The organism is uncultured Sneathiella sp. (assembly GCF_963973085.1).
In the GTDB taxonomy this organism is placed as follows: Bacteria; Pseudomonadota; Alphaproteobacteria; order Sneathiellales; family Sneathiellaceae; genus Sneathiella.
In genome coordinates, this window is the sequence record NZ_CAXAXA010000007.1 from 43,706 (window position 1) to 57,854 (window position 14,149).

10 protein-coding genes are annotated in these 14,149 nt (G+C 51.6%); 4 read left to right on the forward strand and 6 right to left on the reverse strand.

The features are described from left to right. Positions 1-69: 69 nt before the first annotated feature. Complete coding sequence (locus AACZ19_RS15665) at positions 70-1,617, forward strand: carboxyl transferase domain-containing protein (RefSeq protein ID WP_339635423.1); 1,548 nt, start codon at positions 70-72, stop codon at positions 1,615-1,617. A 182-nt stretch (positions 1,618-1,799) separates the two neighbouring features. Beyond that, positions 1,800-5,501 (forward strand): bifunctional proline dehydrogenase/L-glutamate gamma-semialdehyde dehydrogenase PutA, encoded by a 3,702-nt coding sequence (gene putA / locus AACZ19_RS15670; protein WP_339635424.1) that lies wholly within the window; start codon positions 1,800-1,802, stop codon positions 5,499-5,501. Here putA and AACZ19_RS15675 read toward each other — a convergent pair. The 3 genes from AACZ19_RS15675 to AACZ19_RS15685 form a co-directional block, all read right to left on the reverse strand. Further along, a complete protein-coding gene (locus AACZ19_RS15675) occupies positions 5,498-6,736 on the reverse strand; it encodes a glycerophosphodiester phosphodiesterase family protein (protein ID WP_339635425.1) in 1,239 nt (412 codons plus the stop codon). The two genes, putA and AACZ19_RS15675, sit on opposite strands and share 4 nt — an antisense overlap. A 69-nt stretch (positions 6,737-6,805) precedes the next feature. After that, complete coding sequence (locus AACZ19_RS15680) at positions 6,806-7,696, reverse strand: DMT family transporter (protein WP_339635426.1); 891 nt, start codon at positions 7,694-7,696, stop codon at positions 6,806-6,808. Between the two features lie 249 nt (positions 7,697-7,945). Next, the gene (locus AACZ19_RS15685; protein WP_339635427.1) at positions 7,946-8,938 is read right to left on the reverse strand and encodes a metal-dependent hydrolase; all 993 of its coding nucleotides are present in this window, start codon (positions 8,936-8,938) and stop codon (positions 7,946-7,948) included. 184 nt (positions 8,939-9,122) lie between these two features. On the opposite strand from AACZ19_RS15685, the gene AACZ19_RS15690 reads away from it, so the two are divergent. Next, complete coding sequence (locus AACZ19_RS15690; protein ID WP_339635428.1) at positions 9,123-10,007, forward strand: DMT family transporter; 885 nt, start codon at positions 9,123-9,125, stop codon at positions 10,005-10,007. On the opposite strand, the gene AACZ19_RS15695 is transcribed toward AACZ19_RS15690, so the two are convergent. Both AACZ19_RS15695 and AACZ19_RS15700 read right to left on the reverse strand, forming a co-directional pair. Continuing rightward, the gene (locus tag AACZ19_RS15695; protein ID WP_339635429.1) at positions 10,004-10,375 is read right to left on the reverse strand and encodes a MarR family transcriptional regulator; all 372 of its coding nucleotides are present in this window, start codon (positions 10,373-10,375) and stop codon (positions 10,004-10,006) included. The two genes, AACZ19_RS15690 and AACZ19_RS15695, sit on opposite strands and share 4 nt — an antisense overlap. Positions 10,376-10,719: 344 nt before the next feature. Further along, complete coding sequence (locus AACZ19_RS15700) at positions 10,720-11,094, reverse strand: hypothetical protein (protein WP_339635430.1); 375 nt, start codon at positions 11,092-11,094, stop codon at positions 10,720-10,722. 267 nt (positions 11,095-11,361) lie between these two features. On the opposite strand from AACZ19_RS15700, the gene AACZ19_RS15705 reads away from it, so the two are divergent. Beyond that, positions 11,362-13,164 carry an ABC transporter transmembrane domain-containing protein gene (locus AACZ19_RS15705; protein WP_339635431.1) on the forward strand — a complete coding sequence of 601 codons (1,803 nt, stop codon included), beginning with the start codon at positions 11,362-11,364 and terminating at the stop codon, positions 13,162-13,164. Positions 13,165-13,176: 12 nt separating this feature from the next. Here AACZ19_RS15705 and AACZ19_RS15710 read toward each other — a convergent pair whose 3' ends face one another. Continuing rightward, positions 13,177-14,133, reverse strand: a complete 957-nt coding sequence (locus AACZ19_RS15710) for a glycosyltransferase family 9 protein (RefSeq protein WP_339635432.1) — start codon at positions 14,131-14,133, stop codon at positions 13,177-13,179. Between the last annotated feature and the right edge of the window lie 16 nt (positions 14,134-14,149).

A 14,149-nucleotide genomic window follows, 5' to 3' on the forward strand; every position in this document is an offset into this window, starting at 1 on the left:
TACGTGCGACAGGGGGCATTCGCGCTACGGCCCGAACCCATAAAATAACAATAAAAAAGGGACATCCGGATGAGTTGGGAAAAAGAGATTGAAGAACTGAAACTTCGCCAAAAATTTGCGAAACAAATGGGCGGGAAGGAAAAGGTCGCCCGTCATGTGAACGCGGGCAAGCTGACGGTACGTGACCGCATTGACAAATTTCTGGATGAAAATTCTTTCGAAGAGGTTGGTTCAACGACGGGTCGGGCGGAATATGACGCTGATGGTATACTTGTTGATATGCAGCCGGCGAACCTGATCACCGGTCGCGGTCGTATCAACGGCAAGCGGGTGGTCGTGGCCGGAGACGATTTCACAGTGCGCGGTGGCGCCAACGATGCTGGCATCCGGGAAAAGCTTATTCATGTGGAAAGCATGGCCAGCGCCCTGCAACTGCCACTAATTCGATTGGTCGACGGCACAGGTGGCGGCGGTTCAGTTAAAACCATTGAAACGGAGGGGCGTACCTACGTGCCCGAGGTTCGGGGTTGGGATGTTGTCATCGATAATCTTTCGAAGGTGCCGGTTGTCGCCATGGCGCTCGGATCGACAGCGGGTCTCGGCGCGGCCCGCGTTGCGGCAAGTCACTATTCCGTAATGGTCAAGGAAACATCGCAGATGTTCGTCGCCGGTCCCCCGGTCGTTGCACGCACAGGCGAAATACTGACCAAGAACGAACTGGGTGGCTCCGATATACATACACGCAACGGGGCGGTTGATGATGAAGCAAAGTCGGAAGAAGAAGCGTTCGAAAAAGTGCGGCGCTTCCTTTCCTACCTGCCACCATCGGTCTTTGAATTGCCCGAACGGGAGGAGACGGACGACGATCCGAACCGGCGGGAAGAATGGTTGATCGATGCGATACCGCGGGACGCGCGTAAAGTATATAAAATGCGCAAGATAATCGAGGCGACTGTCGATAAAGACAGCTTCTTTGAAATTGGCAAGAAATGGGGGCGCTCTGTTATTACCGGCTTTGCCCGATTGGACGGATGGCCCGTCGCGATCATGGCAAGTGACCCCTATCATTACGGAGGCGCCTGGACGGCGAATGCCGCGCAAAAAGTATTGCGTTTTGTTGATCTGGCGCAGACCTTCCATTTGCCGGTCGCCCATCTTGTCGATATCCCAGGCTTCCTTGTTGGCCGTAAAGCCGAAGATGAGGCCACGATCCGGCATGGCGTGCGGGCGATGGCTGCAATAGCCCAGGCAACAGTCCCCTGGTGTGCAATTCTGGTGCGTAAAACTTACGGCGTTGCGGGTGCGGCCCATATGAATTCCGGTCGTTTCAATCTTCGCTATGCATGGCCATCCGGTGACTGGGGATCTTTGCCCATCGCGGGTGGATTGGAAGCCGCTTATAAATCTGAGCTGGAGGCATCCGATGATCCCAAAGCAAAGCTGGATGAAATCGAGGAGAGGTTGAATCGCCTTCGTTCTCCCTTCCGCTCGGCGGAGCGGTTTCTGATCGAGGAAATAATCGATCCCCGGGATACCCGAAAAATTCTGTGTGATTTCGCGGAAATGGCCGCACCGCTGAGGACAACCGGAGTGTCCAGCTTCAAGGTTCGTCCATAGAGAATTGTTTAGGCTAATATCCTTTGAAAGATACGTATATCAGGAAAAAAGTAATATTTATGGATAGTTTTCGATATAAATTTTGTATTTAGCTGGAAATTTTGGTCTGAAAGCCTGCGGTAAAAAGGGTAGTATGGAGTAATAGCTGAAACTCCGATCATGTCTTGTTTACGAGGTGCGCCATGCCAGAAAAGAAATTGTCGATCCTGCGTGCTGATATCCGCAACCACTATATTACGGATGAAGCGGCAGCTGTAAGGAAACTGATCGACGATCTCGATTTATCGGATGCCGCCCGGCAAGCCATAGTCGATAAAGCCGCACGGCTTGTCGTGGACCTTCGCCGTGCAGATGATCCCGGCGTCATGGAAACCTTTCTGAGCGAGTACGGTCTGACCACGGAAGAAGGTGTTGCATTGATGTGCCTTGCCGAGGCGTTGTTGCGTGTGCCGGACGAAATCACCATGGATGCGCTGATCAGCGACAAGATCGCGCCAGCGGACTGGAGCAAGCATCTCGGTCATTCCTCCTCCCCACTGGTGAACGCCTCCACATGGGGGCTGATGTTGACTGGAAAGGTCGTGCATCCGCTTGGCGACGGGACGCTTGATGTTGTGGGGCAACTTCGGAAACTGGTAAGGCGGGTTGGCGAGCCGGTTATCCGCACTGCCGTCAGTCAGTCTATGAAGGTTCTGGGACATCAGTTCGTTCTGGGGCGGAATATTAATGAAGCGATGGATCGTGCCCGAGGTATGGAGAAAAAAGGGTACAGCTATTCGTACGATATGCTGGGCGAGGCTGCCCGCACGGCAGAGGATGCGCAGCGCTATTTCATGGCTTATTCCAAGGCAATCTCAAGCATTTCCGAACGTATAAAAAACCTTGATATTCGCAGCAACCCCGGAATTTCGGTAAAGCTGTCGGCACTGCATCCGCGCTACGAATATACCCAGAAAAAGCGCGTTCTGGATGAAATGGTGCCGCGCCTTTCGTCTCTGGTCTTTCAGGCAAAGAATGCCGGCATGGGGTTTAATATCGATGCCGAGGAAGCAGATCGCCTCGACCTCTCTCTGGATATCATCGAAGCTGTCCTTTCCAATCCTGATTTGAAAGGCTGGGATGGTTTCGGAGTTGTCGTGCAGGCGTATGGACCACGCGCCACCTATGTAATTGACTGGCTCTATGCGCTCTCCAAAAAGCTGAATCGCAAGATCATGGTGCGTCTCGTAAAAGGCGCCTACTGGGATACGGAAATCAAGCTGGCCCAAGTTATGGGATATGACGGATACCCGGTTTTCACCCGAAAAATGGCAACCGATGTGAGTTACCTCGCTTGTGCGAAAAAGCTTCTCTCCATGACGGATCATATCTATCCGCAGTTCGCGACCCATAATGCCCACTCGGTTGCCGCTATACTGGAAATGGCGAAGGGGAATGGCGATTTTGAATTTCAACGCCTCCATGGCATGGGGGAAGGGTTGCATGATCTGGTCATGAATCAAAACAAGAACCGATGCCGGATATATGCGCCGGTTGGGGTGCATGAAGATCTGCTTGCCTATTTGGTGCGACGCTTGCTGGAGAATGGCGCGAACAGCTCTTTCGTCAATCAGGTACTCGATGAAAAAGTGCCGCCGAAAAAGGTGGTCCGCGATCCAGTCGCGGCAGTTCTTGAGTATCCTTCAATTGCGAACGATAGAATACCTCTCCCGAGCGCTCTTTACGGAAAGGCGCGTGCGAATTCATCTGGTATCAATTTTCCAAACCCGGCGACTCTCGCTGATTTTGACAAGGCGCGGAGTGACTTTAAGACGTTTCAATGGCGGGCGGCTCCCCGGATTAACGGTAAAGAGGTTGAGGGGAAATTTTATACAGTCAAGAACCCGTCGCATTTTTCGGATATCGTGGGAGAATGCTTGGATGCAACGGAAAAGGATGTGGCGGACGCTATCACGGTCGCTGTTTCGGGTGCGGAAAACTGGTGTAACAAACCATCAGTCGAGCGGGCAGCCATTCTGGAGCGCATCGCGGATCTTTATGAAGCCCATCGCGTCGAGTTAATGGCCCTTCTCAGTCGTGAAGCGGGAAAGTCGCTGATGGACGGCATTTCCGAGGTACGGGAAGCTGCTGACTTCTGTCGCTACTATGCGCTACGTGCGCGTGAGGATGCGGCAAACGGTGAAATGATCGGACGAGGCCTTTTCATCTGTATCTCGCCCTGGAATTTTCCACTTGCGATTTTTACGGGTCAGATCGTCGCGGCGCTGGTCGCGGGTAACAGCGTGATTGCAAAACCGGCGGAGCAAACACCCCTCATCGCCGCGCGGGCTGTTGAGTTGATGCTTGAAGCCGGTATCCCCGGTGAGGTCCTGCAATTCCTGCCGGGTGATGGGGCGATTGTCGGTGCCGCACTTGTCTCCGATCCGCAAGTACAGGGCGTCTGCTTCACCGGATCAACAGAGACTGCCCAGCGGATTTCCCGTGCGATGGCGGAGAATGCAGATCCGGAAGCACCATTGATTGCTGAAACGGGCGGCCTCAATGCAATGATTGTTGATTCCAGCGCTCTTCCCGAACAGGCGGTGCGCGATATTGTGGCATCGGCGTTCCAGTCTGCCGGACAGCGTTGCTCAGCCTTGCGGGTTCTGTACGTGCAGGAAGATGTCGCGGAGAAGGTAACAAAAATGCTGGACGGGGCGATGGCGGAACTCCGGATCGGGAATCCCTGGGATATTTCGGTGGACGTTGGTCCGGTGATTGATGAAGAGGCAAAAGCAATGATTGAAGCCCATTGCAATAAGCTGGAATCCGAAGGCAAACTGATCCGGAAGATTCCGCCGCCGAAGGGCGGAGGCAAGGGCTGCTACGTTGGGCCGGCGGCCTATCGTATTGGCGATATTAACGAGCTCGAGCGGGAGATTTTCGGCCCCGTACTTCATATCGCAACCTTCAAGGCGCAAGACGTTAACAAGGTTGTGGAAAAAATTAATGCAACCGGCTATGGCCTGACTCTCGGGCTGCATACGCGTGTTGATACCCGGGTGCAGGATGTCTGCGATCTGGCCCATGTCGGGAATCTTTATGTCAATCGCAATCAGATCGGCGCGGTTGTTGGTGTGCAGCCTTTTGGTGGAGAAGGGCTCTCTGGCACGGGACCAAAAGCGGGCGGACCGTTATACTTGCGCCGGTTCATGAAGCTGCGTGACCATGAGACCCCGCCACAGGTGGACTCGTCCGAAGACGCCGGAGATGTCACAGTTTCCAAAGAAACGCTTGCGCTTGTAATTGAGGCCCAAAAGGCGCAGTTAAAATGGGACCGGCAGGATGACCGTCTTTCCCTGCTTCGAAAAGTCGCCGCCAAACTTGGCGATGAGGCCGCGTCAGAAATGACAACGGCACTGGAGAGGGCGGCTGACTACGACCCAAGGCCCAGAGACCTCGTTGGGCCGACGGGCGAAAGCAACCGACTTAGCCTACATGGTCGCGGGGTTATCATCTGCGCGGGCAAAAATGCGCTTTCGCTGTCAGCGCTGGCTTTGCTAACCGGGAATACTGTCCTGCTTGCTGATGCGCCGTCGGAGGCGACAGAAGTGATCGCCGCGTTGGAAAAGTCAAAACTTCCGAAAGGATTGATCGCGTCTCTGCCCGTTCCGTTGTCCCCATCAATTGTGAGAAATCTTCCGTCTCTCAGTGGTGTCGCTCTGTCCGCCGGTGATTATGAACTTGTCCGTTACCGACAGGCGGTGGCAGCGCGGGAAGGTGCAATTATCCCCCTCATAACAAACGGGCACAGCTGGGACTATATGGTGGCGGAACGGGCGCTGAGCATCGATACAACGGCATCCGGCGGTAACGCCAAGCTGCTTGCGGCGAACGAGGCTTAATCGAGGCCCATACAGTTCGCATAATATGTTGTTGTCGCAGGCCAGTCGGAGAAGACACCTTTGACGCCGACGTCTCTTGCGAGCACGTCAAGGACGGTCATCATATCGCCTTCGTTATCGATGGCGTCCTTGACGCTATGATAGTACCAGCCTCCGCCATTGGCGAGAGACCCGGAGCGTTCCAGCGTCCAGGTGATGATACTGAGGTCAGCTTTCTTCGCTTCCTCTGCGTAGGCGGATGGAACGATTTTGCCTGTCTCATCAAGCGCGAGAAGCATCCAGATCGGCGGCGCGATGTATTTAAGGCCCTGATCACTCAGTTCCTGCATGGTTGGCGAGAAGCTGGCCGGATCATCAGGATTTATGCCATTGCCGCGATAGCGATCATCCAGATAAACGGCCTGTGTTCCGAATTCCGGTTCATTCCTGATCCAGTAAAGCACATCGTCCAGATTAAATGACTGCGGGAAAACGCGTTCAGGGGCGATCCCTGCGGCCTTGTAGTCGGCGATCAGTGCCTTTGCATAGTCCTGCTGGCTGTAGTCACCTTCATATGGCATCGGCACATCGGCTGATTTAAGCTCCGGGGTAAATTTAAGGCCAAGACTGTCGATGAGGTCGATGCTTTCCTTATGGGTCATCAATGTCCCGGGGACGGCATAAAGATCGGTTCGCCACCCCGGTGTGCCCGCGATGTACTCGGTCACGGTTTCGGCGGACGTGTCCGCGCCGTCCATCTTGCCGCGCAAAGACTTGAATTCTGCCAAGGTGAGGTCGGATGTACAGCATTTCGCCGATGCCTTGCCGCCATTGGCAGGCGTGAACGGAATTGAACATTTAGCGGCAAGATCCGGTCGGGTCAGGATATCGGTTGTCAGATGCAGGTCACATTGGGAATGCCGACAGACCAGTTCCTTGTCTTTGGTAAATGTCGCGTCGCATTCGATGATTCCCGCGCCCATGCGCGCCGCCGCGAGGTAACTCTCTTTCGTATGTTCCGGAAATTGCAAGGAAGCGCCACGATGTCCTATGGAAAAATCCGATGTGGAGAATGGTCCGGCCTGACACTGCTGAAGCTTTTCCTTCAGTTCGCCCGCCTCCATGTCATCGATTAGAAACATAGGGCGCGGTCCGAGCGAGACACCGTCAATCGCTAAAGCAATGTTACTGAACCCGATCAGGATTATGACGAAGAATACCTGGATTAAGAGGGCAGGACAGCGGCTTTTGATCATTCTTTTCCCTTTTTTCAGGAATTTAGCTTACCGGTTTATAGCAACCATGGGTATTCACTTTTATGACAGTCAGGGTTTGGACTGGCGTGCTGTTCGTCGCCAGTTTAGGATAATTGGTCCGCTAACCGCACAAGCCAACCCCAGAAGAAAAAGGCTAGAAAGATGCTCGTCCAGTATCAGCGCACCGAAAGCCGCCGCCATAATCGGTGCTATCGGAACATAGATGGCGGCCTGTGACGGGGAAAGCTGCTGCAATCCCCAGTTAAATAGAAAGAGACTAAAGGCGGCGGCGGGCCCCGCCAGATAAAGTATCCAGAGCCAGTCGCCTGTGTCGTACCCCCTAATGGCGCTGCCAAGTCCTTCAGCATAGGCAAATGGAAAAATTGCCATCGTTCCAGCGCTCATTCCGACAATCGTCATTAGAACAACGGAGCGGTTCTGCATGACTCGACTGGCAAAGGCGTTGTAGGTCGCACCACAGCATACCGCCATGAAAAAAAGGAGCTCTCCCGTCCAGCCTGTGGACGCGTTGCCCTCGGTGAAAGCTTTTTCTCCGATGGCAAGGGCGACACCGATGAACGACAGTATTGCCGCGAAAAGTTTGATGGCATTCAGCGTATCGCGTCCGGCCATGGCCGCGATCAGCATGGTCAAAATTGGTATCAGGGCAAAAATCACGGCGCCGCGGGAGGCCGATATGTCTTCAAGCGCCGTATTGACAAAAAGATGGAAAAACCCGAACTGCAGGACGCCGAGGGCCGCGATGATGACGGTTATGTGGAGTGGCGGCATGATAATCCGGCGCCACCACAGGAACGGGAGTAACATCAGCGTTGCTATCCCGTAGCGTAAAAAGCCAAGAGACGCGGGGGCATCCTGATCCATCATGATGGCCCTGATGCCCACAAAGGAGAGACCGAGAAGCATGACGGCCAGTAGAAGCGCTATATGCGGGAGCATGAGGGGCAATGGCCGAATCGCGTGACTGGCTTTTGTTCCGGTGTCAGGCAAGGTCGAGGCTGTACATGGTATGGTGTTTGCCGCTGAATTTTCCGGCTTTATAAATTGAATGCATCATGATTCCGCCGGAAAAATATTGTTTGTTCATTGAGGTCGGCTCGTTGCCAAAAAGACTAACCTGCGGAAAAGCAGTTCGCCAGTAATTTTTTATGACGATTAATTGGTAGTAATAAGGTTCTGTTGCCCTGCTTAGCAGCTATTCAAGGTATCAGCCATATAGCGAAACATGTCTCCGGCCCGTTCTTCATAGGTGAGGGAAATGCGTTCAGGTGGGATAACGACAACGCCTTCATCGCTATCTTCCGCAAAATTGAAGGAAAATGCATAATTTGGGTAAAAACCCATTCTGAGGTCTGAAATAGACTGGCGCCCGTCTATTTCCCCGTAGGTGAAGAAACCATTTGTGAACCATTCAAGACGTTTGACCGATGCGGGAATATTGTCGAGATCACGCGGGGCATTTCTCCGGTCGGCAGTTACGAGATGCCGTACACCACATTCATTGGTCAGGCTCATTAATCCAGTCGCCATACGATCATCGGTTACGCCAGTGACCTGCCAGACCAGCAGATTAAAGGCTGTGGGTTGGACGTGAATGCGCATATCACTGAAATTCGGATCTGCCTTTACCCGATCAGATATGATCAGGTTCCCCGTCAGCCCGGCAATCAGGTAGGCGCAGCTGAGTGCGAGAACAATCTGGTTTGTTCGAAATCCTCCAGATCTTTTTCGCATAAAGAAGACAGCGAAGACTCCAGATATCAGTAGGAGAGTATAAATGGGGTCAATGATAAAGACGGCAGAAAAAGCGACAGGGGGTCCGAAATCCATCGGCCAGAAAATCTGAGTTCCGTATGTCGTAAGTGAGTCAAGCAGGCTGTGGGTGATCAGCACAAGCCATACCGTCAGGAATAATATTTTTTTATGCGCCCAGCTTGATGGAAAAATCTTGCCGATGACCACGGCGATCACGGGTGAAAGCGCAGTCTGAACGAAAACGGAATGGCTGAAACCCCGATGGTACGTCATGCTGTCGATGGCGTCGTCGATGGGAATGAGACTGTCTAGGTCCGGCAATGTGCCGACAAGGCCGCCTATGAGCAATGACTTGGCGCCGATGCGCGGACCGAGAAGCGCGCCGGAAATACTTGCGCCTAAAACAAACTGCGTTACAGAATCCATTGAATCTCCATATCGTTATCACGATGAATAGGTCGGTTGAGGGCTGTTTTCAACTTCTGAATTGTAATCGGCGGTCAAACCTGAAATATATACTGCTATCCTGCGGCAGTGCAGCATAGTCGCTCGTGCACAATTTATCGATTCGCCTCAATCTGCCTCTCAAGAAAACCTGGAAGTATCTGCCATGTCACTACCACATATCGCAATGGCTTTGATGATAAGTGCGATATGGGGATTTTCATTTGTTGCTTCAAAAGTCGGACTTGATCATTTCCCTCCACTTTTTTTCACGGCCTTGCGGTTTTCTCTCGTAGCTATCTTGCTGTCTCCTTTCCTGAAAATCGTCAAGGGCCGAATGAAAGCGATTTTCTGGATCGCGGTAACGGTAGGCGTATTTCATTTTACCTTTCTTTATCTCGGTATTTATGCGGCGGGCGGGGTTACGGCGGTTGCCATCACTAGCCAGTTGATAGCACCATTTTCCGTAATCCTGGCCGTTATCGTTTTGAAGGAAACCATCGGCTGGAGACGGATCCTTGGTATCATTATGGCCTTCAGCGGGGTTATGTTCCTCGGCTTTGATCCGGTAATATTTGATCAGCTGGAAGGTGTCGCGCTTGTCGCCTTCGCCGGCCTTTTCATGGCAGTTGGCCTTATCCTCATGCGGCAGATACAGAATGTCGGAACAATGACAATGCAGGCCTGGATCGGCGCCATCTCCTTTTTGCCGTTGATGTTGATTTCCTTTACGACCGAAACAGGACAATTTGACGCTGTCATGTCGATGGGATGGGAGGCGGGGGGAGCCCTTGCTTTCGTCGTCATTGTGACAACGATTATTGCTCATGGCGGGTGGTATTTTTTGATACAACGCTACCCGATCTCCGTGCTAACACCCTTTGGACTGCTGGCGCCGGTTTTCGGGGTGATTTTTGGCGTTGTGCTGTTTTCCGAGCCGATTACCATACGCTTCCTTATCGGGGGAACTATCACGCTGGTCGGTGTCGGGATCATTAATATGCGAACCGCAAAAAAGAACCCTAAGGCTGCCCCGGAACCGGAGGTTTAACGGTTCTCGTCAAGATAGGTTTTTAGTTTGTCGAGAAAGCCAAAGAAATCCTTCTTCTCCCACTCCCGCCATCCTGAGAAGGTATCGGACAGAGCGGCTTCAAGTAGGGCTTGCGCCTGCTGATGGGCTTTTTTCCCACTATCTGTGAGATACAGAAATTTGGAGCGACCGTCTTCGGGGTTTTCCTCTGCCCGCAAAAAGCCCTTCTTCAACATTTTTGCGACCGTTTTTGTAATCCCCGGCTGCGGTTGTTGCAATGCCCAGGCGATTTTTGAAACCGTTTTGCCTTCTTCGGGCTGATGAAGGAAATGGTTGAGGAGCATGAATTGGGGCGGCGGCACATCGGTTCCATCCAGAAGTTGACGCATTTTCGTATCCGTCTGCTGACTGATTATCCCGATCCAACTTATGATCCTAAAATCGGAAGAGGATAACTCTTCCTTGCGGTCATATTTCTCATTTTCTCTGGATGCGCTCATTCCAGGAGTATATCAGGCATTTAAAGGTGTGGGGAGGGGAAAACGCCCGTTTGTTATCCTAATTGGGGAAACTTCTTCCCTTCATATCATGCATATATCTCCTTATGGGGGTGATATACTAATTAAATACTCTTAAAAATAGAATTAGGGTCGGTTTCGGGACCGTCATGTTTTCTTCTTTATTTTACGACTTCGGGTTGATAGTCGCTGGAAATGCGCTCTGTGGGCATGATTTACTGCAAGCCGCATATGAGCCTTATAGCGAATTCAGGAACGCCAGAAGCTGCATGATATCCGCCCAGACCCTTGAACGCCCGATCTCCTGTTGAATCTTCAACCGGCTCCATTGTCGCCTCGAAATTGAAGAAAAATGCTTTGGTAAAGGCGATATTTGTTCCCAGAATTACTGTTGGATAAGGATCGTAGAACTCTGCAGTTGGGTCATCGGATCGATACGTCCAGTTATCATCAATCTCAATGGAGATCTCTCTGCTAATGTCGGGATAGGCGGGCTCTCCGGCAGAGGCGGAAAGCCCATAAAGGAAAAGTTGCGAAGCGATAACTATCAATGCGGATAGATTTACCGATTGTGACTGGTACATAGACATGGAAATTTATCTTTATGAAAGTGAATTTCATTTTCAAACTTGCTATTCGTATTGATGATGAAAACCATAATCATTATCAATACGAATGTAGGCGGAGCGTGCAGTTTTTGGATTATGCATCTTTGGAAATAAAAATTCGGTCATGAAACTGTTGTATCTCGGTTGTGATTGAAATCTCTGGCGTCGTAAACCGGTATTTTTTCTATTGGATAAATAACAGCTGTGATACCAGTTGAGAAATTGTGACAGGTAAAATCGGATAAAAGATTGAGCGATTTGACTTCTGAAAAGCTGCCTAAGTCGGCGACTATCGTCCTGTACAGTCGGCTATTGCGTGATTATGTCACTCATTATAAAGGCCGCCTTTTTCTGGCAATTTTCTTCATGATTATAAGCGCTTTGACGGCGACGGCGACAGCCTTCGTGATGAAGCCAATTATCGATGAGGTCTTTTTCGACAAGAATCCTGAATACGTTATCTATACAACTCTCGCCGTTGTCTGTATTTTCGCTGCACGCGGTTTTGCTACCTATGGTCAGACGATAGTTATGGATTGGGTGGGGACAAGGGTTGTCGCGGATATACAGAAAGACCTTTTCAAAAAGCTGGTTTTTGCGGATCTCGCCTGGTTTCACGATAACGCATCGGGAAGCCTGATCTCACGCTTCGTTTTTGACACCAATTATCTGAAAACAGTCGCGACGCAAACACTGGTTGTGATGACCAAGGATAGCCTGACGGCAATTTTCCTGATTGGGTCTCTTTTTTACTATGACTGGAAGATGGCGTTGTTCATCCTGATCGTTCTGCCACCGGGCACTCTGGCGATCCGGCAGCTTGGAAAGCGATCCCGTAAGGCGTCAAGCAAAGTTCTTGAGCAGACAGCGGATTTTAGCTCCTTTCTTGAAGAGAATTTCCAGGGCATCCGTGTTGTCAAAGCCTATGATCGTGAGACTCAGGCCGTGCAACAGGGCGACAGTGTTATAGAAGATCGGTTTAAAATTCAGTTCAAAGCGCTGCGTATTGAAGCGTCGAGCGGTCCGATTGTCGAGACGCTTGCCGGCTTTCTGATCGCCGGCGTTATTTTTTACGGAGCCAGCAACGTCATTGAGGGGGAGACGACACCTGGTACTTTCTTCGCTTTTATTACGGCGATCATGCTCGCCTATCAACCTATCAAGAGTGTGGCTAAGCTTTTTCCGCGAATGCAGACAGGCCTCGCTGCCGCGCAGCGAATATTTACGCTTATGGATATTAAGCATAAAGTCGTTGATAAGCCGGATGCCGCCCCACTTGAATTTCATAGGGGTGAAGTCGAATTCAAGAATGTTAACTTCGCGTATCATCCGGATGAGGTGGTCCTGAAGGATATATCACTTCGCCTGGGAGCTGGTAAGAGGATTGCGTTGGTAGGGCCTTCCGGCGGGGGCAAATCAACTATTCTAAACCTCATTCCCCGGTTTTATGATGTCAATGGCGGCGATATTCTGGTCGACGGTCAGAGCATACGGGATGTAACAATTGCCTCGCTTCGCCAGAAAATAGCCTTGGTGAGTCAGGATGTGTTTCTGTTTGATGATACCATCAGGGCCAATATTGCCTACGGACGCGACGACGTGAGTGATGACGAAATTATCGAAGTGGCAAAATCGGCGGCGGTGCATGATTTTGTCTCGGCTTTGCCAAAAGGATACGACACTCTTGTCGGAAGCCACGGCGTTCGTCTGTCCGGCGGGCAGAAGCAACGGATTTCAATCGCGCGGGCGATGTTGAAAGACGCGCCAATACTGTTGCTCGATGAGGCGACATCGGCTTTGGATACAGAATCTGAGCGGAAGATTCAGGTTGCGCTAAAACATCTCATGAAAGGGCGGACGTCCCTTGTAATAGCACATCGGCTGTCAACTATTCTGGACGCTGATGTGATTAATGTCGTCGTTGCAGGTGAAATCGTTGAAAGTGGGCCACATGACCAGCTTCTTAAAAAGGAGGGGGTCTATGCCGATCTTTATAATCATCAGTTTTCCATTGATTCCAGCGTAACGCCGTTTCGCGAAGTCAGGTCCTGAGAGCCCGCAGAGTTATTTACTGATAATGCTGGCGTAAAAGCTTTCAATCTCGCTCAAGACTAACTCAAACGGAAGTGGTTCTTCAGGGGCGATATCGGAATATCCTTCAGGCCGAATGATGGGCGCACCCGGAGGCGAGCTTTCGAGACACAGGGAGCGATCACCCCACGGGCGGTAGACAGCTGGTTTGCCGATGCCGAAAAGCGCAACCGTTGGAATATCGACTGCTACTGCTGTGTGCATCAGCCCGGAATCGTTCCCGACGAACAGGTCGCATTGCGAAAGGATGGTCGCCGCCTCCATGGGCGTTGTTTTCCCGACAAGGCAAATAACCTGATCCACGGGCAAGGCATTGACGACGGGCATTGCCTGCGCTTCTTCACCGGGTGCGCCAAAGACAGCGATGCGGGCGCCTTCCAGAATACCGCCTTTTGCCGTTAATGCCTGAGCGAGCCTGAGGTAGTTCTCATGATGCCACTGCTTCTGGTAAAAATTTGCTGTGGGGGCAAGGGCCAGGATTTTCCCTCGCTGATTGAGGGGGCCCAGCCACTTTTCTGAAGCGTTTAGCTGGCTTGGTGTCGGCAATATGCGAGGCGGTAACGGGGTATCGAGGCCGATAAGCTGTGCATTGGCCTGAGCCTTGTGGATATCATCTTTTCCGCCATGCCAAATATGACGGTGGCGGGTCGGGAGAAAACCGAGAAGAGAACTACGAAAATCAACAATACGATGCCAGATCACAGGCCCTAGGGATAGAGCTACTTCCGGCCAATGCAAGCTGAAGCGTCGCTTCTTGACTCCAATTACGCGATCGACTCCCGGAACGGCTTCAAAGATGCTTTTGGGAATGTCGCCGCAAACAACGGTAATGGGAACATCCGGTTCCGTTTCGAGGAGGTAATGTAACACTCCCGTCGTCAGAACCGCATCGCCCAGCCGGTTCGAGGCGACAAACAATGTACGCTTCATAAAAAAAACCTTTGAA